The organism is Stenotrophomonas sp. YJH_SMC_48-3 (assembly GCF_059369375.1).
The window spans coordinates 56,181-77,577 of record NZ_JCAFSQ010000015.1 but is presented as its reverse complement, the minus strand read 5'-3'; the positions used below and the strand labels follow the sequence as shown (position 1 = coordinate 77,577).

Genomic DNA, 21,397 nt, shown 5'->3' with positions numbered 1-21,397 from the left:
GGATCAACGATCTCCTTCAGCGTCTTCGGCGCCGGTGGCGCGGGCCTGCAGCGCGTTCCACGCACGGTTCAGCGCGAACAGCAGCATCAGCCCGCCGCCCACCGCCAGTGGCAGGTAGTTGATGCTCTGCGGCAGGTCGGCGCCGGCGGTCTTGATGTCCAGGCCGTCGAGCAGCAGATCACCCGACCAGAAGGCGATGAAGCCTCCCAGCACCGCCACCACCAGCTGCACCAGCACGTCCACCGCACGGCGCAGGCCGGGGCCCAGGTAGGCATGCAGCAGGAAGAAGCCGAAGTGGCGGTTGGTGTGCACACCGCAGGCGGCACCCAGGCTCATCGCCGTGGCCAGCAGCAGCAGCGTGACCGGCTCGGTCCAGCTGGGCGAATCGTTGATCACGTAGCGCGCGAACACCTGCCAGCCCTGCACCACCACCAGCCCCAGCAGGGCAGCAACGGCGCCGTAGATGGCGATGTCGGCGATGCGGTCCAGCAGGCGCTGGCCAGGCCCGGTGGCGGGCGTCGTCGTCTCGATCATGGCAGTGTCCTCAGGCGGCGCGGATGCGGTCGACCAGCGCGGCGATCTCCGGCTGCTGCAGGTACTGCTGCAGCAGCGGCTGGGCGGCGGTGCGGAAGGCGGGCATGTCCACCTCGTTGGCTTTCACCCCATAGGCCAGCACGGCGCGGCGTGCGGCGTCCTCCGACGCATCCCACTGCTCGCGCATCACCTTCACCGACGCGCGCGCGGTCTGCAGCAGCAGCTGGCGGTCGTCAGGCGACAGGCGTTCGAAACTGGAGCGCGACATCAGCAACACGTCCGGCGCGTACGAGTGGTCGCTCTGCGACCAGTAGTGCGCCGCTTCGAAGTGGCGGCTGGAATGGAAGCTGCGCATGTTGTTCTCGGCGCCGTCGATCATGTGGGTTTCCATCCCGGAGAACGTGTCGCCCAGCGACATCGGCGTCGGATTGGCGCCGAGCAGGCGCATCAGCTGGATGAAGATGTCCGATGAGGCGACGCGCAGCTTCAGGCCGTGCAGGTCCTTGGGCGAAACGATGGGGTGCTTGGTGTTGTAGAAGCAGCGTGCACCGGAATCGTAGATCGCCAGGCCGACCAGGCCGCGGCCCTGGAAGCCGCGCAGCACGGCTTCGGCCACGCCGTCATCCAGCGCGGCACGCTGGTGCGCCACCGACGTGAACACGTAGGGCAGGCACAGCGCCTGGGTCAGCGGAAAGGCATTGTTCAGCGCACCGGCATACACGCGGGTGATATCGATGGCACCGAAGCGCGCCATGTCGATCGCCTCGGATTCGCGGCCCAGCTGGCCGGAGTGGTACTGGCGCAGGCGCAGGCGACCGTTGGTTTCGCGCTGCAGCGTTTCGCCGATCCACTTCACCGCGGTGACGGTAGGGTAGTCGGCCACATGCACGTCGGTGGCGGTCAACAGCGCGCCACCGGCCATATCGCCGCCCGGCCCGCGGCCACAGGCGGCGAGCATCGGGGTGGCCAGGGCAGCAGCGCCACCGGCCAGGAAGTTACGTCGTGTGATCATCTGCGCCCTCCCGCGCGTGTTCACCAGGGCAGCCCCGCGGTCATCCCGCGGGCACGGCCCGGCAGGCAATGTCACCGAAGCCGGCAAAGCGCACCAGCGCCGTTTGTCCTGCCTCGATATCGTGGATGCCGGTGGCATTGCCGGTGGCGATCAGGTCGCCCTTGCGCAGCGGCCGGCCACGCAGGGCCGAACGGGACAGCGCAAAGGCATAGGCCGCGCGCAGGCCACCGGGCAGGCGGGTGGCGCCACCGGTGCCGACCACCTCACCTTCGATCAGTGTCTCGGCACGCAGCGAGTTTTCGTCGCGTGCGGTCCAGTCGACGATCTCCGGGCCCAGCACCAGGCCGTTGTTGTTGCCAAAGTCGGACACCACCACGCGCGGACCAAGTTCGTTGATGGTGGCCAGCGGGCTGCTGGCCACTTCCACGCCGATATAGAGGCGCGCAGGCAGCGCTTCGGCCTGTTCCGGGGACCAGTCCAGCTCTCCGGCCGGCGCGTCCTCCAACAGCTCCAGCACGTACTCTGCTTCGACTGCGCCGAAGCCCCCGACGAAGACCGGGATGTCGGTTGTTCCACCGGTATCATTCCAGAGCTGACGTTTGAAGATCGGCCCCAGCAGGCGCTCATCGCCGGAGCCGTCGCGGCGCTCGGCAGCGATGTAACCCACCTTCCAGCCGACCACCGTATCGCTCCACAGGCCAATGGCCTGGTCCTGCGCGTGGTAGGCAGCCACCAGATCGACGGGGATCTCTCCGGGGAACGCGGGCAGGGCCTTGCCTGCGCGGCGTGCATCGGTGAAGGCGCGGGCGATGGCGGCTGCACCGTCCGGCGCCGGCCTCTGCCCCTGTGTGCCGTGTTCGTTGCTCAAGAACGGTCTCCCTCTGCGTTGTTGCACTGCCCATCGACAGCGTCTGCAGGAGGTGTATATGGTAAACCGGTGTCATCACGCAAGCCGCAGCGCATCACACCCGCTTCCGGGGCGCCTGCGGCACGCTGCCCACCCTTCGCTGGAGCCCGGTCCGCCATGCGTCTGCCCCCTCTTGTGCTGTTCCTGTGCGTTCTGTTGACGCTTGCCCCGGCACGTGCCAGCGACGTCCCGCTGCGCGACGGCCAGCGGCTTGCCGGGGAGGTGGCGGGCGAACGCCTGCCGCTGTGGCCGGACGGCCAGGTACCTGGCCAGAGCGCTCCGGCACGGAAGGCGCGGGTGGTTGAGCGCAGCGCCGATCCGGCCCATCCGGACCGGTTCGTGGACGGGATCGATGCGCCATACATGATCGTGCACGCGCCGCCACGTCCGAACGGGCAGGCGGTGCTGGTCATTCCGGGCGGCGGCTACCAGCGGGTGGTAATCGACAAGGAGGGCAGCGCGCTGGTGCCGGACTGGGTGCAGCGGGCAGGCTTCACCCTGTTCGTGCTTCGCTACCGCCTGCCGCAGCCGGGCAGGGACCGCCAGGCGGCGCTGGCCGATGCCCAGCGTGCGCTGCGGGTCGTGCGCGACCAGGCCGCGCGCCGCGGCCTGGAGGCGGACAATGTGGCGGTCATGGGCTTTTCCGCCGGCGGCCACGTGGCTGCGCGGCTGGCCACCGGCTTCGATGCGCCGGTCTATCCCGCACGCGATGCGATCGATCAGCTGAGCGCGCGCCCGGCACGGGCGGTGCTGGTCTACCCGGTCATCGACATGGGCGCGCATGCGCACAGTGGTTCGCGCGGGCGATTGCTGGGCGAGCGCCCTGACCCCGCATTGGCGACGCAGTACTCGGTGCAGGAGCACGTGCGTGCGGACATGCCGCCGACGATGCTGATCCATGCCAACGACGATCGCGTGGTCAGCGTGCACAACAGCGAGGTGATGGCGCAGGCGCTGGCCAGGGCGGGCGTCGAGCACGAACTGCATGTGTTCGCCCATGGTGGCCACGGCTTCGGCATGCGCCTGCAGCCCGGCTCCACCTTGGCGCAGTGGCCAGCGCTGGCGCAGGCATGGCTGACAGCAGGAAAGGATGCGGAGCGCAGCCGATGACGGGAGCACCCGACGATCTGCAGCGCCGCCGTTTCCTGCGCGACAGCGCGCGCTGGGCGCTGGCCACGGCCACGCTGGTGGCACTGCCGGCAGCGGCGATGCCCGCTGCACGCGACGAACGCCTGCCGATCGTCCGCGTGCGCGGGGGGCGCCTGCGCGGCCAGCATGAACAAGGCGTGCTGGTATTCCGCGGCGTGCGCTACGGCGCCGATACCGGCACCCATCGCTTCCAGCCACCACGCCGGGAAGCGGCATGGAACGGGATCGCCGATGCACTGGACTATGGCGCGGCCGCACCGCAGGGCGGCGCGGAAGGCCCCGGCAGCGAAGACTGCCTGTTCCTCAACGTCTGGACCCCCGCACTGGGGGATGGCGGTCGCCGCCCGGTGCTGGTCTACATACACGGGGGTGGGTTCAACAACGGCTCCGGCAGCGATCCGCTGTACGACGGCAGTGCGCTGTGCCGCCGCGGCGATGTGGTGGTGGTGACCCTCAATCATCGGCTGAACACCTTCGGTTACCTGTACCTGGGCGCACTTGGCGACGCACGCTACGCCGCGTCGGGGAATGTCGGCCAGCTCGACCTGGTGCAGGCGCTGCAGTGGGTGCGCGAGCACGCGGCGATCTTCGGCGGTGACGCTGGAAACATCACCGTGTTCGGCCAGTCCGGGGGCGGCGCCAAGATCGCCACGCTGATGGCGATGCCGGCGGCACGCGGCCTGTTCCAGCGCGCGTGGACGATGAGCGGGCAGCAGGTCACCGCGGCCGGCCCGCGTGCCGCCGCGCAGCGCGCTGCCATCGCAATGGAGGCAGTGGGTGCAAAGGACCTGTCTGCCCTGCTGCGGCTCCCGGCCACGGATCTGCTTGCAGCCACCCGTGCCCGCGATCCATCGCGGGTGGAAAGCACGTCGCTGTACTTCGGGCCGGTACTGGACGAAGTCTCCCTTCCGGTGCATCCGTTCTGGCCGCAGGCGCCGCGGCAGTCGGCCAGCATTCCGATGGTCATCGGCAATACGCGCGACGAGACCCGTGCCTTCCTCGGCAACGATCCGGCCAACTTCACCTTGACCTGGGAGACGCTGCCGGCACAGCTGCAACGCCAGCAGTTCGTGGATCTGCTGCCGCAGACGGTGATCGCCGAGTACCGGCGCCTGTACCCGCATTACACGCCTTCGGAGGTGTTCTTCGCGGCCACTACCGCAGGACGTTCCTGGCGCGGCGCAGTGGAGGAGCTGGAAGCGCGTGCGCGCCAGCCCAGCGGGGCCGCGCCCACCTGGGCCTACCAGCTGGACTGGGGCTCACCGGTGGAGCAAGGCCGGCTGCGCGCCTTCCACACGCTGGACATCCCGCTGGTGTTCGACAACGCCGGCCTGCCCGGCGCACGCACCGGTGGCGGCGCGGACGCGCATACGCTGGCGGCGACAATGAGCGACGCACTGATCGCCTTCGCGCGCAACGGCGACCCCAATCATCGCGGAATGCCGCAATGGCCCCCCTACGCGCTGCCCCGGCGGCAGACCATGCTGTTTGATCGCCAGAGCAGCGTGGTGGACGATCCTCGTGCCGGCGAACGTGCGCTGTATGCAAAAGTACCGTTCGTGCAGCGCGGCACGCAGTGATGACACCGCGGTGCAAACATTCTGTTAACCCCTCTCGGCTAGAGTCGGGGCATGGGAACGATGTCCTTGCCACCGTCATTCACCGGCCGGGAGCGGCTGTTCGCTGCGATCGATGCCGCGGTGATGCTGGGCACGCCGGAGGCCATCACCGGTGCGCTGCAGCAGGTGCTGCGCGAGGCCATCGTCGATCCGTCCATCCAGCTGCCCCCCTGCGTGCGGCGCCCGGTCGAAGGGCATTACGCACGCCGTGAACTGCACCGCAGCCCGACCCTGGGCTACAGCGTCATCGCCATGTGCTGGGGCCCAGGCCAGGGCACGCCGCTGCACGACCACGATGCGATGTGGTGCGTGGAAGGCGTCTGGCAGGGCGAACTGATCGTCACTCCCTATGCGCTGATTGAACAGGATGGCGAACGTCATCGCTTTGCCGCCCAGCCCACGCTGTACGGCCACTGCGGTAGTGCCGGCAGCCTGATTCCGCCGCACGAGTACCACACGCTGTGCAACGCCAGCGACGCGGACGTGGCCGTGTCGCTGCATGTCTACGAGGGCGTGATGGAACGCAGCGCGGTGTTCGAGCCATTGGATGATGGCTGGTACCAGCGCCGGATGAAACGGCTGGAGACCGAGGCGTCCTGACCCACGCCGGATCACGCCCGGCGTAATGCAGGCATCATCGCGGCACGCCGACCACGTTGTTGAGCCGGGTCACTTCCTCGCCACCGTCGGCCAGCGCCACGCGCACGCGCAGGCCGCTGCGGTCACCGGCCGGCAACGGCAGCCAGACCTGCACGGTCTTCGGCTGCAGGTCACGGGGTGCCCCCAGTGCCGGCACGTCCGTGCGGGCGATCTCGCGACCGCGCGCGTCTTCCAGCATTGCTACGGCCACGCCGGTGCCGACATGGCCCAGGCTGTGCACGGTCACCTGCAGCTGGCTGCCGTCGATGCGTACGTCGCCGCGACCCACGCCCAGGTCCGGCCGTGTTTCCACCGGTGTTCCCTCGGACACGCGTTCGAACTCGAACACCTCGGTACGCCCGGGACGGAACTGCAGCGCCACCGAAGCGCTGGTTTCCAGCTGTACGCGGCGTTCGGCGGGCGTGCCGTCGATGTGGCCATCGCCATCGGCATCCACGCCGCTGCGTATCCGCCAGGTCCCGCTGGCCACGTTCCAGCCGGTCATGTCGGCGCCGATGGTGCGCGTGCCCAGGTTGTAGCTGGTAACGGTGAAACGTTCACGCGACGGCGCATGCACCAGCAGGGCGACCTGTTCGGCCGCTCCATCGCGGTCGAAGCGCCAGCTGACGGTGTGGCCGGGCCAACTCTGGTTGCGCTTCAGCGCGATCCCACCCAGGCGTGCGCGCTGGAGGAATTCACTGGGCGCTTCCACGCGGTCGGACCACCAGTGGCCCTCGGTGTTCATGTACGCGCGCTGCACTTTCGCCTGCAGGCCGTCGGCATGCAGGGCGGCGATGTATGACCTGTCGCCGCTGGCCTGCCAGGCCATCAGGCTGGCGAAGCCGGTTTTTCCCGCGTCGGCCTCGGCGCGCAGCAGCGGATACCAGTCCTGTTGCCGGCCCAGTACGTCCACGACGTTCTCGCCCAGGTTGGCCAGTGCGCCCGGACCGCCACGGGCCACGCGGTAGTCCAGTGCCTGCAGGTACTTCGCATCGCCGCTCCAGCGCCACGCCGCCCAGAAGGTGTGCATCGTGTCGCCACTGCCGGAGCCGTTGTTCAACTCGCCGCCGCGGGTGGCACCGCTGGCCCAGTTGATCTCGTTGGGCAGGGTGAAGCGTCCCTTGTCGTCCTTGCCTGCGTGGGCCAGATAGCCATCGGCCAGGCCGATCACCAGCCCGCGGCCGGTGGGATCGGCGTTGTACTGGCCCAGCAGGAACGCCGGGTGCAGCACCGGGAAAGAATACGGCTTCTGCCACTGCCAGTTCGGTTCGCGGTAGACCTTGTTGCCACCGAACCAGTTGCTGGAGAACAGCAGGTGGCCCTGCGGGTTGCGCAGGATGATGCGCTCGTCGAAGGCCTTCACCGTTTCCATCAGGCGTTCCAGCGTCAGCGGATCGCCCCAGTTGAGGTAGAGCATGGCGCTGTTGGTGTTGATGCCTTCCTCATAGGAATGCAGCTCGTCGGTCTCGATGGTACTCAAGCCGTTGCTGAACATGCCGTTGCGGTACACCGCGTCGGACAGCGCGGTCAGCGAGGCGTTCAATCGATCCGGCTGCACGCCCATCAGGGCCAGCCCCGGCCACTGCTGGGTCAGGTCGGAATCGTCCGAAATGCCACCACCGAAGTCACCGTAGGCCACCTGCCGTTCGTCGATCCACCAGTCGACGAACTGCCGCACCTGCGCCAGGTCCTGCACCTGGTTGAATGCCCACGCCGGCACGCCCCTGGGCACGGCAGGCGCCGTGTAGGGCGGGCGGCCCTGGCTGTTGTAGCTGATGTAGTTCCAGTACAGGCGGCCGAGTTCATGGTCCGGATCCACCCGCAGCAGGTCGCTCAGGTCCGCGTACACGCGCGCGTACAGGCGCTGGCGCTTGGACGTGGTGTGCTCTTCCACCAGGAAGCCCCAGTTGTCGCGGACCTGGTTGAAGCGGTCGGCCACGTGCTCCTTCAGCGCGTCGGCACGCGGCTTGAACACCAGCCGGACCTGCGCACCGTCGAGGGCATCGGCATCGAAGCCTGGTGCGGCCGAGGCGATGCTCAGCCACAGGCTGTCCGGGGTGAGGATGCGATCGCGCAGGTCCAGCCACAGCGTGCGCGCCTGCCGTGGCGGCACCGACACCGATACATCGATCATGTCGCGCGCCGGCCAGATCGGATCCTTGATGCGGATGTTCAGCGGGATCAGTCCATCGTGGGTGGGCGGCAGGTCCAGCGCGGGAAGGTCGATGGCCACGCCGTCCAGGCCGTCGTGCATGTTCTCCCAGCTGTAGGCCCAGCTGCGGATCAGCGGCTGGTTGGCCGGCGCGTCACCCACCCCGGAAGGAATCAGCACGTGCACGATCGGCTGCGGATGTGCGGGCAGGGTGCCGGCATCCCGGCGGCGGGAACCAGCGCCCTTCGGCAGCGCCATCACCGTGCTGCGTTCGGCGGCCGGGAAACGTCCGTCGATGTAGCGGCGCAATGCGTCCAGGTTGGTGTAGTCGGGCAGCGCCCGGCTGTCGATGATGTAGGTCTGCTTCACCGTGCCTTCCGGCTCGGTGCCCTCGCTCACGTGGTAGGCCCAGATTTCCTGGATCGGTGTTTCCTGCTCGACGTTGCTGAAACGCAGCACGCCGCCGCGCTGCGCGGCAATGTCGTCGACGCTGCGCACCACGCCGCGCGGGCGCGTGACCAGCACGTCGGTGGCATGTCCGGCGTCGGGCCCGTGGGAAAGGGTGCCGAAGGCCGCACCACGGATCTCCACCCGGTTCACCGTTTCGGTGGCCGGCAGGGTCAGGTCCAGGTGCTGGCCGCCTTCCACATAGGTGTTCCAGTCCGGAAGCTGGAAGTAGTCATTGCGGCCGGGCAGGCGCGAGCGGTTGTACACGCCCGGCCAGGTGGTTTCGGCGATGCCATCGGTGGCCTTCCACATCCACGCCTTCAGGTCGCGGGTGTCGGCGAATTCGATCTTGCGGATGCGGGTGCCGCCGGCCGCCAACGCTGGGGGTGCAGCCCCTTCCCAGCCGAAGCGGTGGCGCCAGGCGCGCGTGCCATCGCCGATCGCCACGGCGCTGGCTGGCTCGCGGCCGCGCGCCAGCGTTGCCACCGCCGGCGCATCCAGCATGCGGTCGTAGACCCGGATGTGCTGGAAATCGCTCCCACGCAGGAAGTTGTAGCGACTCTGCACCTGGTACGGTGCCATTACCCGCCCGGCAAGGCCGAGCTGGTCCAGCGCGGCATCGTAATTGCCGGTGGCCTGCGCGCGCGCCACTTCGCGGCCATCGATGAACAGGCGCACGCCGTGGTCCTCATCCCAGGCGAAGGCCAGGTGCAACCACTGGTCGGGACGCGGCAGTGCATCCATGCGGAACGACACGCGTGTGCGTGCCAGGTTGGCATCGGTGACGAAGGCATCGAAGCCGTGCCCGTTCCAGTCGATGCGCAGCCAGGCCATGTCCCAGCTGCTGTGGTCGGCGTAGCCGACGCGGAAGATCACGAACGGCGCTTCACCCACCGCGTAGCGTGAACGCCAGTCGAAGGCCAGCGTGCCGCGCTGGGCCAGGATGTTGCCCGGCGCGTCCCAGGCAAGCACGCCGTCGTCTTCCCATTGGATGGCCTTGCCATGCTGGCCGTCGTCGACCACCGCGACCTTGTCGCGAAAGTTCGCTACGGCCTCACCGTGAGCGGTCACGGCCTGCAGGCCGTGATTGGCATCCACATGGAAGAGCAGGGTGGGGACATCGGCGGCGGCCGTCGCGGGGCCTGCAGCCAGGGCCACTGCCAGCAGCAGGCAGCGGGACACGGTCGTGCGGTGCGGCATGGAGACATTTCCTTTCAACGGGCGACGGCCGGCGGCGGGCCGCCGGACCGTAGCAAGGCCACGCCGCAGCGGCACCTTGCGGCGCAGCAGCGGTCATGGCGAACCGCGGCGCGTATCGGTACGCGCCGCCGGCGTTGCTCAGAACTTGTAGCGCACGCCCAGCAGGAACTGGCGGCCGGTTTCGGTGTACTGGAGTGGCAGGCGGCCGGTGGCGGGCGAGTACACCCATTCATCCGAGGCTTCGTTGGTCAGGTTGATGCCTTCCAGGCTCAGTTCCAGCTGGTCGCTGATCTTGTAGCGGATGGACGCATCAATGACCGTGGTGCCGGTCATGCCGTGGTAGCCGTCCAGGTTGAAGCCGGTTTCCTGACCGGGCACCTGGGTGAGGTAGTCATCGCGGTTGGTGGCGGAGACGCGGCCAGCGAAGGTCTCGCCTTCGTAGAACAGCGTTGCGTTCCATGACGATTTGGACAGGCCCAGCAGATCGTTCTTCATCACCGGCTGGCCAGCCGAGTTGATGTACTGGATCTTCGATTCGACCCAGGTGTAGTTCAGCTGCACGCCCAGGTTCGACCACTTGCCCGGCAGGAAAGTGAAGGGCTGGGTGTAGTTCGCCTCGGCGCCGTACAGCTCACCGCCGGGGGTATTGACTGGCCGGGTGAAGGTGAAGTCGTCGGTGGGCGAGGCGCCGGTACCGGTCAGCAGTTCGGCAGGCAGGCCGCTGTCGGTGTACGGGCGGTTCTCGCGCAGGGTCTGGACCGAGGTCTCGATGTCCTTGTAGAACAGGCCCAGGCCCGCCATCGCGCCTTCGGCGAAGTACCACTCGAAGCCCAGGTCGACATTGGTGGCGCGCGTCGGGTCCAGGTTGGGATTGCCGCTGGAGATGGTGCGCGCACCACCGGCCACGGCCACGGTTGCACCTGGCGTCAGGCTGCCCAGGCCCGGGCGGGTCATGACCTTGGCCGCACCCAGGCGGATCAGGAAATCGGGCGTGACCTCGGCCACCAGGTTGAACGAGGGCAGGGTGTCATCGTAGGTGCGGGTGGCGGTGGTGGAGGTGGTACCACTGGCCAGCGTCGACAGCCCGGTGGAGGTCTGCCTGGTGCGCACGTAGCGCACGCCGAAGTTGCCCGACAGCGGCAGCGAGCCGATTTCGGTGCTGAACTCGCCCATCAGGTAGGCACCACGGTCCTTCTCTTCCACGCTGCGCACGTTGTTGGCGCGCGGCGCGACGGCATAGATGCCGCTGTTGCTGTAGATGTCGAACTGGTCGGCGATTGCATCCAGGTTCGGCACCACCCAGTTGGATGGATTGCCATTGATGCCCTTCAGGCCGGCCTGGTTGATCATGTCCACGGGCACGATCCTGCTGCCGCTGGCGAAGGTCGGCACGGCCAGTTCGCTGGCACGGCGCAGTTCGGTGGTCTTGAACGTGTAGTCCTTGGCAAGCACGCCGCCCTTCAGGCGGAAGCCGGGGCTGATGTTCCAGTTGAAGTCGATCTGGCCGGTATCGAAGTCGTTGTCCACGTACTGCGGGCGCAGGCGGATTTCCGCCAGTTCCCAACCGTTGGGGTCGGTCGGGTCGATGCCGTAGTTTAGGATCGGGAAGCGGCTGTTGCCACGGTAGTCGTAGCTGTAGCCCTTGACGTCGTACTTGTCCATGATGACGGTGGTCTGCACTGGATTCTCGTGCCTGGAGCGCGAGATGCCCAGCTTGCCGGACACGGTGAAGTCGTCGCCGAAACGGTGCTGGCCGTTCAGGCTGATCTGCTTGAACTCGGTGCTCCACTCGTCGTGGCGGTTCTCGGTACGGATGTCGACGTTGTCGAATTCACCGTACAGCAGCGCGCCGTTGCGGATCTCGCCGTTCCTGACGATGGTACTCGGCTTGCCGACCAGGCGCGGGGTGCTGCTGCTGCCACGGCTGAAGGAAATCGCTTCGATGTACTGCTCGTCGCGGGTGGCATCGATCTTCGAGTACAGCATGTCCAGCGATACTTCACTGGCATCGCTGGGCTTCCACTGCAGCGAGCCGGTCACGCCCAGGCGCTTCTGCTCGTGTTCCATCTGCACGTAGCGCGGGAAGCGCGGGTGGAATACATCAGCGGCGCGTGCGGCGGCGAACGGCGATGACGCAGCGAAGTTGCCATTGCTCGGGCCGTTGGCCCAGCGGCCGGTGTTGGAGCCTTCCTCCAGTGCCTGGCGCTCGGAGTAGGCCACCGACAGGAGGGCGCCGAAGGTACCATCGGCGAAGGTGTTGGAGACCAGCGCGGCCAGCCGCGGGTCGGCCTTTTCGGCCATCTGGTTGTAGCCGGCCTGGCCGCTTGCGGCGAAGGTGAAGCCGTCGTAGTCGAACGGGCGCGCGGTGCGCAGGTCGACAGTGGCACCCAGCGAGCCTTCCTCGACGTCGGCCGAGGCGGTCTTGCGCACCACCAGCTGCGAGAACAGGTCCGAGGCAAACACGTTGAAGTCGAAACCGCGGCCGCGGTTGGTACCACCGCTCTGGTCACCGGCGCCGACGGTGGTCAGCGCTTCCATCCCATTGATGCGCACGCGGGTGAAATCCGGGCCCAGGCCGCGCACCGAGATGTTGCGGCCTTCGCCGGCTTCGCGCGTGATCACCACGCCCGGAATGCGCTGCAGCGATTCAGCCAGATTGAGGTCGGGAAACTTGCCGATGTCTTCGGCGACGATGGCATCGACCACACCGGCCTCGCCGCGCTTGATGTCCAGCGCCTTTTCGACACTGGCGCGATAGCCTGTGACGTTCACCGTGTCCAGGTCGGTAGCGGTCTGCTGCTGGGCGGCCGCGCTGGTGGACAGGGCGAGTCCCACCCCCAGGGCCAGCAAGGTAACCGGTGTCTTTTTTCCATGGATCCGAGATTGCATGCCTTTCCCCTCTCCCAAAGGTCTGGTATCGCAGCTGCGCGGCGAAATGACACCGCTAGTCAAAACCGACGTTAGCAGCACCACCGGGATCGGGCATCTTGCACCGCAACAGATTTGCAATGTCTCCAAGACGCTTGCAGGACAAAGGTTTCGACATATCGCCCAAGCGCTCTCAAGGCGTCTTCGGTCTAGAATGACACCGCTAGCCAATCGCCACGCCCCTCGCGTGGTCCACTTACACGCCATGCAGTGTCCCATGCTGGTGGCACGCGTGAAGGAGCTGAGATGGGTCGTATCGTGTGTTTTGGAGAGTTGTTGCTGCGCCTGGGTGCCCCCGGCAACGAACTGCTGCTGCAGTCGCCGCAACTCCAGGTCCATGTGGGAGGGGCCGAAGCCAACGTGGGTGTCTCGCTGTCCCGGCTTGGACATCAGGTGGCCATGGTCAGCACCGTGGCCGGCAATGCGCTGGGGGCGCATGTACTGGGTGAACTGCGGCGGCACGGCGTGGATACGCGCGGTGTGCGCGAGGACGCCGAGGGCCGCATGGGCCTGTACTTCCTCACCACCGGCGCGGTACAGCGCGCGAGCGAAGTGGTCTACGACCGCGCGGATTCGGCGTTCGCGCGCAGCACTGCAGCCGACTACGACTGGCCAGCGCTGCTGCAGGACGCGCAGTGGCTGCACGTCTCCGGGGTCAGCCCGGCGTTGGGCCCGCACGTGGCGGCGGCCACGCTGGCGGCGGCGCGCGCGGCAAGACAGGCCGGTGTCCGCGTCTCCTTCGACGGCAATTTCCGGCCCCGCCTCTGGCAGCGCTGGGGAGGCGATGCGCAGGCGGTATTGCGCGAACTGTTCGCGCAGGCCGACATCGTGTTCGCCGATTACCGCGACATGGAGGTCGTACTGGGCACCCGCTTCACCCAGCCGGACCTGATGGAGCGGATCGACGCGGCCGCTGCCGCCGCGTTCGGTGCCTTTCCGCAACTGCAGTGGATGGCCTGCACGCAGCGGCAGGTGCTGAGCGTGGACCACCATGTGCTGGGCGCTGTGTTGCTGGGTTGCGACGGAACCCGCGCACAGGCCCCACTGCGTCATCTGCAGGGCATCGTCGACCGCATCGGTGGCGGTGATGCCTTCGCGGCCGGCATCCTGCATGGCATCCTGTCCGGCCTTGATGCCGACGCCACCGTGCGGTTCGGCCTGGCCGCCGGGGCGCTGAAGCACTCCATCCCCGGCGATTTCAATCCTGTCAGCGAAGCTGACGTGCTGGCCCTGATGGGCGAGGAGCGATTCGATGTCCGCCGCTGATCCGCGCGTACGCGCGGTCCTGAAACTGGCACCGGTGATTCCGGTGTACACCCCCGAAAACGTGAATGACGCGGTCGAAGTGGCCCAGGCTCTGTTCCGCGGCGGCCTGCCGGTGATCGAAGTGACCCTGCGCACGCCGCAGGCGCTGGACGCGATCACGGCCATGGTCGAGGCCGTACCGGACGCGGTGATCGGTGCCGGCACCGTGCTTACCCCGGCACAGATGCAGGCGGCGAAGCAGGCCGGAGCGCGTTTCGCGGTGTCCCCCGGCGCCACGCCGGCACTGTACGCGGCCGCGCGCGATGCCGACCTGCCGTACCTGCCCGGTGCGGCCACGGCCTCGGACCTGATCCTGGGCCTGGAGCACGGCCAAGACACGTTCAAGTTCTTTCCCGCCGTGCAGGCCGGCGGTGCCGCGCTGCTGGCGGCCTGGCACGGTCCATTCGCCGACGTGCGCTTCTGCCCGACCGGTGGCATCAGCGCGCAGACCGCGCCGCAGTTCCTGCACCTGCCCAACGTGCTGTGCGTGGGTGGCTCGTGGTTGACCACGCCGGCACTGCTGCAGACCCGCGACTGGGAGGCCATCGAGCGCCTCGCCCGCGAGGCCTCGGTGCTGGCCAGCTGAACCCGACGCACGGATCTTCAAAGGTTTGATCGTGATCAAAGCGCCGGCCTCGTGCCGGCGTCATTCTGTGGGCAAGCGCACTACGGAGATCCGAACATGAATTCCACCATGAAGGCCGCTGTCGTGCGTGAGTTCGGCAAGCCACTGGTCATCGAGGAAGTCTCGGTACCACGCCCGGGGGCGGGCGAGGTACTGGTCAGGATCGAGGCCTGTGGTGTCTGCCACACCGACCTGCACGCCGCCGAGGGCGACTGGCCGGTCAAACCGAACCCGCCGTTCATCCCCGGTCACGAGGGCGTGGGGCACGTCGTGGCCGTGGGTGGCGGGGTCGGGCACGTCAGGGAAGGCGACAGGGTCGGCATCCCCTGGTTGTACTCGGCGTGTGGCCATTGCGAACACTGCCTGGGGGGCTGGGAAACGCTGTGCGAAACGCAGCGCAACACCGGTTACTCGGTCAACGGCGGCTTCGCCGAGTACGCACTGGCCGATGCCAACTATGTCGGCCTGCTTCCAAAGGACGTGGGCTTCGTGGAGATCGCGCCGGTGCTGTGCGCCGGCGTGACCGTCTACAAGGGCCTGAAGGTCACCGACACCAGGCCCGGTGACTGGGTGGCGATCTCCGGCATCGGTGGCCTGGGCCACATGGCCGTGCAGTACGCCCGCGCAATGGGCCTGAACGTGGCGGCGGTGGACGTGGATGACAACAAACTGGCGCTGGCGCGGAAGCTCGGCGCGCAGGTCACCGTCAACGCGCGTACCACCGACCCGGCCGCCTTCCTGAAGAAGGAGATCGGTGGCGCACACGGTGCACTGGTCACCGCGGTGTCGCCGAAGGCGTTCGAGCAGGCACTGGGCATGGTCCGCCGCGGCGGCACTGTCTCGCTCAATGGCCTGCCGCCCGGCAACTTCCCGCTGGATATCTTCGGCATGGTGCTCAACGGCATCACCGTGCGCGGCTCGATCGTCGGCACCCGCCTGGACCTGCAGGAATCGCTGCAGTTCGCTGCCGAGGGCAAGGTCGCCGCCACCGTCAGCACCGATCGCCTGGAAAACATCAACGACGTGTTCGCACGCATGCACGCAGGCACCATCGAAGGCCGCGTCGTACTGGACTTCGCCGCCTGACCCTCCGTGCATGGCCGCCGCCGCTCCGTCCCCCTCTCCCACGGACGCGGCGGCCATGCCGATTCATCGCCAGCGGGCACCCGCGCGGCCGTACAATGCGCGCATGCCCGGCGTGCTCAAGATCCTGTTCCTGTCCATCGTTGCCCTGCTCGGCGGTGTACTTTCACTTGCGCTGGTGAGCAGCGTCGCCAGCTGGCTGCCGCCGCTGCTGGGCATGCCGCCGGACAACAACAGCGCGCAGCTGGGCTGGGACCTGGCCTTCAGCGTGCTCGGTGGCATCGCGGGTATCGCCTTTGCTACCTACTACGCGCCCTGCTGGCCGCGTTCGCACGGCTTCTCGATCTGGTCGCTGATCGCGCTGGGCTGCGGCTACGCGATGTGGACGGCGGGTGGGGATTTCCCGCTCTGGTTCGTCATTTCGCTGCTGGCGTCGCTGCCGCTGCAATTGCTGGCCGGCTGGTGGTTTGGCCGTCGTCCCTCGCGCGATGCAAGGTGATGCCGCCCCTGTAGAGCCGAGCCCGTGCTCGGCTTTCATGCACATTTACACAGGCAGCCGAGCATAGGCTCGGCTCTACAGGTCCATCCGCGGCAGCGTCTGCTTCAACGCATCGATGCCCTGCCACGGATCCGCTTTCAGCCGCTTCGCGCGCGCCAGCGCCTTGGCCATCGAAAACGCATCCGCCGCACCGACGCGTGCCAGTTCCTCCCAGCGCAGCGGTACCGCCACACCGGCACTTTCACGCGCACGCAGCGACCACGAGCACACGCTGGTGGCGCCCCGCGTATTGCGCAGCCAGTCGATGAAGATGACGCCGCCACGCTTGGCCTTGCTCATGGTCGCCACGTAGTGGTCCGGCGCGCGCTCCGCCATCGCCCGGGCAAATGCCTCGCAGAACACCCTGGCCTGTTCCCAGTCGGCCCTGGGCTTCAGCGGCACCACAACGTGCACGCCCTTGCCACCGGACAACCGCACGAAGCTCTTCAGGCCGGCCTCCTGCAGGCGGTCACGGACGTCACGCGCAGCGGCCTTCACCTGTGCCCAGCTGACGCCTTCTCCAGGGTCAAGATCGAACACCAGCCGATCCGGATGCTCGGGGTCGGCGACGGTTGCACCCCAGGGATGCAACTCCAGGGTGTTCATCTGCACCAGCTGCAGCAGGCCCCGTGCGTCGTCGATGTAAACGTAATCCTCGCGCCCGCTCTTCTGCTGCAGCGGCACCGCATGTACCGCATCGCCCAGGCCGGCACCATGGTGCTTCTGGAAGAAGCAGGCCTTGCCGACGCCGTCCGGGCAGCGCAGTAGTGACAGCGGACGCGCGCTGATTTCCGGCAGGATCCAGCGCGCCATGCGCTGGTAGTAGTCGGCCACGGCGCCCTTGGTCAGCTTCTGCTTTGGAAAAACCACCCGCTCCGGATGAGTAATCTGGACCTCGCCTCCAGCTTCGGTATCTGCGATGTTCATTCCAAGGTCCTCCTTCGGCGTGTCGCTGCGCAGCCGCTTGAAACCAGCCTGGCGCAGGTAGGCCGCCGCGTCGGATCACCCTGCGCGGGCGTGTCGTCAGGCGCCGGCGTCTGACCTGCGCCGCCGCCAGGTCGGCGCTCTCGCCGGTACTGCTCCAACGACATGCTCAACCTGCCTTGCGGCGTGCAGCGGTCTTCTTTGCAGCTTTCTTCGCAGCCTTCTTGGCTGCCTTCTTTACCGTGGATTTGGTGGCTGCTTTCCGCGTTGCCGTCTTTTTCGCTGGCGTGCGCTTGTTGGCATCCAGGCTCTTCTGCAGCAGCGCCATGAAATCGACCACATTGGTGCTGGCGTCCTCGCGCGGTGCAGGCTCATCGTCGACCCGCGTGGTACCCCCCTTGGACTTGATGCGCTTGTTCAACACCTGCTGCAGGCGCTCGCGGAATTCATCGTGATACTGCGACGGATCCCAGTCGCCGGCCATCGACTCGATCAGCTGTTCGGCCATCGCCGTTTCCTTGCTGGTGATGCGGTAGTCGGACAGCTTGCCGGTGGGCAGCTTGTACTCCTCCGGATCCACCAGTTCCTGTGGATAGCGCAGGATCATCAGCACCAGTGCGTCCTCATGCGGCATCACCGCGCACAGGTACTCGCGTGTGCGCACGACCACCCGCGCGATACCGACCTTGCCGGTGCTGCGCAGGGTCTCGCGCAGCAGCACATAGCCTTTCTCGGCCTTCTTGCCGGGCACCAGCAGATACGGTTTCTCGTAGTAGCGCGGATCGATCTGCGATGCATCCACGAACGATTCCACTTCTACGGCCTCGTGGCTTTCTGGTGCCGCCGAACGGATATCGCCTTCCTCCAGCACGACATAGCTGCCCTTGTCGTACTCGTAGGCCTTGACGATGTCCTTCCAGGGAACTTCCTCGCCCGTATCGGCGTTGACCCGCTCAAAGCGGATCGGCTTGCGATCGCGGGAGTCGAGCATGCGGAACTGCAGATCGACCTTGCGCTCTCCGGACATCAGTGACACCGGCACATTGAGCAGGCCGAACGAGAGCGTGCCAGTCCAGATCGGGCGGGCCATGGGCGTACCTTTGGCGGGGCAGGGTGCCCAGCGTGGGCCGGAGGGCGTAAACCAACCGTGTCCGTGCCGTGCACGTCAGGTGGCGCGACCACTTGGCTGTAGAGCCGAGCCCGCGCTCGGCTGCTTCAAGTGCCCGCCACTACTGCAGCAACGGCCTCACCGCCGCCGCCGGGATATGGTCCAGCGCGCGCCAGGCGTCCTCCACGACCGGGCGTGCCTGCGACCAGCCCAGCCGCGACTGCCCGCGCATCTGTTCCCAATGCTCGGCCAGTTCCTCGCAGGTATCGGCAGCATCACCGCGTGGCCAATCCGCGGCATGGGTCGTCAGCGCGAAGGCATATACCGGGCACAGATCGCGCCAGTTGCGGTGGCTTTGGCCACGCCTCTCCTCGTAGTCGCTGATCATGTACTGCAGGTAGTCCTGCGCCACCGCCTGCGGATCTTCCTGGCGGCGCGTGCGGCGCTGGGCAGTGCGCTGGCCGAGTGGATCGAGCAGGGCGTTGAACACGGACGGTGCGGGTCGTTCAAGACGGGGCATGGCCGGCTCCTGCAGCGGGGGCGGGTGGGCAGGAATACGCGCGGTGCCGTTACCGGGGGGTGAGCGAGATGTTCATGACGCCAGGTTCGCAACGGCTTTACCTGCGGGGCGGTGTAGTGGAATCCCCCCAAGGGCAGGTACCAGACCATGAGCCGAGAGACCTCGCGAGACCCGCTGCGGGAGAACCACCCGCCCATTCCCGGCGAGCAGCGCGGCAAGCGCGATGCCGACAACGCCGACTACCGCGGCACCGGCGCGCCGTTCTTCGATGCCGAGCACGACCACCTGCCGGTGAAGCACGAGGCTGAACAGGCCGCCCAGGACCGCAAGGATGGCGGTGACCGCCACCGGGGTGGCCAGGAGAGCCCGCTCAAGCGCCGCGAGCGCAAGCAGCGCGCCAGCGACAACCAGGACGAGGCGCTGGAGGAGACGTTCCCGGCCAGCGACCCGACCTCGCCGTTCGTGCCGGCCAAGGCCCCCGACTGACCGGTCGGCCGCTGGCCGGCAACGTCTGGGCTGCCCTGCACAAAGCGATGCCGGCCAGCGGCCGGCACTACCAACTCAGCGCCACGACCATTGCAGGCCGACGTTGGCTCGCCGTCCCGGTCCCGGCTCGTAGAAGCGACCATTGCCGTCATTGACGATCACCGAGCCGATGTAGGCCTGGTCCAGCACGTTCTCCAGCCGGGCGAAGGCGCGCAGCTCACCGCCCGGCAGCGTCCATCGACGGCCGGCTTCCAGGTGCAGCAGGGCGTAGCCCGGCGCGCGCTCGGTGGCCACGTCATTGACCACAGTATCGCTGCTGGCCGAGGCCTCCAGCGCCCACTGCCACTCAGCGGGGCTCCACTGCAGGCGTGCGAAGGCCTGTTGGCGGGGCACGCCGGGCAGGCGGCTGCCTGCGGCGACCAAGGTGTTCGAGGTCAGGTAGGGCGAGCGCACCTGAGCCTGCAGCCAGGTCCATGCCAGCTGCAGTTCCAGCTGTTCGCCCAGCGGCTGCCGGTACTGCAGTTCCATGCCCTGGCGGCGGGTGCGGCCGATGTTGCGATAGGTGCTGCGCCCGCCGATATTGCTGGCAACTGCCAGCTCATCGTTGGTATCTGCGCGAAATACGCTGACATCGAGCTGGGCTCCGCCTTGCGCGTGCCACTTGCTTCCAATCTCCAGATTGCGGCTGCGGGCGGCCGCCAGATCCAGCGCCAATCCCGCCTGGCCGTCGGCGCGATAGCCCAGTTCGTTGAAGGTAGGCGTTTCGAAGCCACGTCCCACCGCCGCGTGCAGCCGCCACTGCGGGCTCGCTTCGAAGCTGATCCCGGCCGCCGGCGTGGTCGCCTGGTAGCGCCGGTGACCACTGTCATCCGGGTTGCGGGCGGTGATGTAGCGATCGTCCGAGTTGAAGCGCACGGTGCTGTGGCGCAGGCCGGCCAGCAACGACCAGCGCGGGCTCCATTGCCACCAGGCCTGGGCGAACTGGTCCACGTTCTGCACGACGTCGATCTGGTCACGACGCAGCCGTCCACGCACGCCCAGGGCGCTGCCGAGGAAGTTCTCATGGCCGGTGCGATGCTGGCGCTGGCGGTCGGCGCTGAGCCCGGCCACCAGGTCCAGCGGCCGGCCGGCAAGGTCACCCTGCCAGCCCCAGCGCGCGTCCAGCCCGCCGTAGCCGCCCTCCAGATCGATCACCCCGCCGGCATGCAGGGGGTTGGCCTGGGCGGTCGGTGGGATCGGCAGGTACTGGCGTACCGCGCGCTGGCCGGCATAGCCCATCAGCTGCCAGCGCTGCGGCCCGGTTTCACGTGTCCAGCGCAGGCCGGCCTGCTGCTGGCGCACCGATTTGCGGGTGTTGTACTGGTGCGCGACTGCCGTGGCCTGGCGCGGATCAGCCGCCACCTGGGCACGGGTCAGGCCCAGCGGGTCCTGCGCATCCGGTGCATCAAGCGCATTGAGCAACAGCTCCAGCCGCCCGCCGCCCAGCTCGCCCCCGATGCGCGCGTTGAGCGATTCACGGCGTGCCTGGCTGTGATCGCGCCAGCCATCGGTGCGGAAGTGATTGGCGGCGATGTTGTAGTCCAGTACTTGGCCGGCCCCCTTCAGCTGTGCACCGACGCTCAGCGTGTTGTCGGCACCGGCGCTGAGCCGCAACCGCCACGGGTCGCCGGCCTGGCCCTGTTCGCTCCAGACCTGCAGCACGCCCCCGGAGGAATTGCCGTAGAGCGCGGAAAACGGCCCACGCAGCACCTCGATGCGTTCGGCACCAAGCAGACTGGCATGCGACAGCTGCCCTTGGCCATCGGGCATGGTTGCAGGGACCCCGTCGATCAACACCCGTACCCCGCGCACCCCGAAGGTCGAACGCGCGCCGAAGCCACGGATCGACAGCTGGGTGTCCTGGGCGAAGTTCTGCCGGTCGCGCGCCAGCAGACCGGGTACCCCAGCCAGCGCTTCGGACAGCTGCGCGCCGGTGCCAGCGCGGCTGGCATCGATCCAGACCGTGTCCTGGCTGGCCGGCAGCGCGAACGGGTCGATGCCCGGCACCCGTGCAGCCTGTACCTGCACCGCCGGCAGGGCGGTGGGCGCAGGCGCGGCCATCACCGCCCAGGGCGACAGCAGCAGGGCGGAAAGCGGCAGGCTACGGCGGCGTGCGGCAGTTTTCATGATTCAGGTTGATGGGTCGGGCGGCAACGCACGCCATGGTACGGGGCCGTGGATG

At 67.7% G+C, this 21,397-nt stretch carries 16 protein-coding genes and 1 pseudogene; 8 read left to right on the top strand and 9 right to left on the bottom strand.

The features are described from left to right. Positions 1–3: 3 nt before the first annotated feature. From AC5P65_RS19340 to AC5P65_RS19330, 3 genes are read right to left on the bottom strand one after another with little or no spacing between them, the layout of a single operon-like run. The gene (locus tag AC5P65_RS19340) at positions 4–534 is read right to left on the bottom strand and encodes a TRAP transporter small permease (protein WP_019658831.1); all 531 of its coding nucleotides are present in this window, start codon (positions 532–534) and stop codon (positions 4–6) included. A gap of 10 nt (positions 535–544) precedes the next feature. Then, a complete protein-coding gene (locus AC5P65_RS19335; protein ID WP_180832949.1) occupies positions 545–1,546 on the bottom strand; it encodes a TRAP transporter substrate-binding protein in 1,002 nt (333 codons plus the stop codon). Between the two features lie 40 nt (positions 1,547–1,586). Further along, complete coding sequence (locus AC5P65_RS19330) at positions 1,587–2,414, bottom strand: 2-keto-4-pentenoate hydratase (RefSeq protein WP_180832947.1); 828 nt, start codon at positions 2,412–2,414, stop codon at positions 1,587–1,589. A 174-nt stretch (positions 2,415–2,588) separates the two neighbouring features. Here AC5P65_RS19330 and AC5P65_RS19325 point away from each other — a divergent pair, with 174 nt between their 5' ends. The 3 genes from AC5P65_RS19325 to AC5P65_RS19315 are packed head-to-tail and all read left to right on the top strand — an operon-like array spanning position 2,589 to position 5,821. Next, on the top strand, positions 2,589–3,563 hold the full coding sequence (locus AC5P65_RS19325; RefSeq protein WP_021204622.1) for an alpha/beta hydrolase: 975 nt from the start codon (positions 2,589–2,591) through the stop codon (positions 3,561–3,563). Then, entirely contained in the window at positions 3,560–5,182 is a 1,623-nt protein-coding gene (locus AC5P65_RS19320; RefSeq protein WP_111104104.1) for a carboxylesterase/lipase family protein, read from the top strand. The genes AC5P65_RS19325 and AC5P65_RS19320 overlap by 4 nt, the downstream gene beginning before the upstream one ends. 51 nt (positions 5,183–5,233) lie before the next feature. Then, positions 5,234–5,821 (top strand): cysteine dioxygenase family protein, encoded by a 588-nt coding sequence (locus tag AC5P65_RS19315; RefSeq protein ID WP_111099263.1) that lies wholly within the window; start codon positions 5,234–5,236, stop codon positions 5,819–5,821. A gap of 34 nt (positions 5,822–5,855) precedes the next feature. Here the strand turns inward: AC5P65_RS19315 and AC5P65_RS19310 are convergent, their stop codons facing one another. Together AC5P65_RS19310 and AC5P65_RS19305 are read right to left on the bottom strand one after the other, a co-directional pair. Beyond that, a complete protein-coding gene (locus AC5P65_RS19310; RefSeq protein WP_288041325.1) occupies positions 5,856–9,659 on the bottom strand; it encodes a LamG-like jellyroll fold domain-containing protein in 3,804 nt (1,267 codons plus the stop codon). A 138-nt stretch (positions 9,660–9,797) separates the two neighbouring features. Beyond that, complete coding sequence (locus tag AC5P65_RS19305; RefSeq protein ID WP_029550752.1) at positions 9,798–12,548, bottom strand: TonB-dependent receptor; 2,751 nt, start codon at positions 12,546–12,548, stop codon at positions 9,798–9,800. 285 nt (positions 12,549–12,833) lie between these two features. Here AC5P65_RS19305 and AC5P65_RS19300 point away from each other — a divergent pair, with 285 nt between their 5' ends. The 4 genes from AC5P65_RS19300 to AC5P65_RS19285 all read left to right on the top strand — a co-directional run bounded on the left by AC5P65_RS19300 (position 12,834) and on the right by AC5P65_RS19285 (position 16,099). Further along, on the top strand, positions 12,834–13,853 hold the full coding sequence (locus AC5P65_RS19300) for a sugar kinase (protein ID WP_026346897.1): 1,020 nt from the start codon (positions 12,834–12,836) through the stop codon (positions 13,851–13,853). Then, positions 13,840–14,478: a bifunctional 4-hydroxy-2-oxoglutarate aldolase/2-dehydro-3-deoxy-phosphogluconate aldolase gene (eda, locus tag AC5P65_RS19295; RefSeq protein WP_111099265.1), complete on the top strand. Its 639-nt coding sequence runs from the start codon at positions 13,840–13,842 to the stop codon at positions 14,476–14,478. The genes AC5P65_RS19300 and eda overlap by 14 nt, the downstream gene beginning before the upstream one ends. Positions 14,479–14,574: 96 nt before the next feature. Continuing rightward, positions 14,575–15,603 (top strand): alcohol dehydrogenase AdhP, encoded by a 1,029-nt coding sequence (adhP, locus tag AC5P65_RS19290; RefSeq protein ID WP_021204618.1) that lies wholly within the window; start codon positions 14,575–14,577, stop codon positions 15,601–15,603. A 103-nt stretch (positions 15,604–15,706) separates the two neighbouring features. Next, complete coding sequence (locus tag AC5P65_RS19285; RefSeq protein WP_180832952.1) at positions 15,707–16,099, top strand: hypothetical protein; 393 nt, start codon at positions 15,707–15,709, stop codon at positions 16,097–16,099. Positions 16,100–16,174: 75 nt separating this feature from the next. On the opposite strand, the pseudogene ligD reads toward AC5P65_RS19285, so the two are convergent. The 3 genes and pseudogenes from ligD to AC5P65_RS19270 form a co-directional block, all read right to left on the bottom strand. Next, a pseudogene (ligD, locus tag AC5P65_RS19280) lies at positions 16,175–17,122 on the bottom strand (non-homologous end-joining DNA ligase); the annotation flags it as partial. Positions 17,123–17,231: 109 nt separating this feature from the next. After that, entirely contained in the window at positions 17,232–18,152 is a 921-nt protein-coding gene (gene ku, locus AC5P65_RS19275) for a non-homologous end joining protein Ku (protein WP_021204616.1), read from the bottom strand. Between the two features lie 139 nt (positions 18,153–18,291). Beyond that, complete coding sequence (locus AC5P65_RS19270) at positions 18,292–18,690, bottom strand: hypothetical protein (RefSeq protein WP_021204615.1); 399 nt, start codon at positions 18,688–18,690, stop codon at positions 18,292–18,294. Positions 18,691–18,837: 147 nt separating this feature from the next. On the opposite strand from AC5P65_RS19270, the gene AC5P65_RS19265 reads away from it, so the two are divergent. Continuing rightward, a complete protein-coding gene (locus AC5P65_RS19265; RefSeq protein ID WP_005411772.1) occupies positions 18,838–19,176 on the top strand; it encodes a hypothetical protein in 339 nt (112 codons plus the stop codon). Between the two features lie 75 nt (positions 19,177–19,251). On the opposite strand, the gene AC5P65_RS19260 is transcribed toward AC5P65_RS19265, so the two are convergent. Further along, positions 19,252–21,342: a TonB-dependent receptor family protein gene (locus AC5P65_RS19260; RefSeq protein WP_021204614.1), complete on the bottom strand. Its 2,091-nt coding sequence runs from the start codon at positions 21,340–21,342 to the stop codon at positions 19,252–19,254. Between the last annotated feature and the right edge of the window lie 55 nt (positions 21,343–21,397).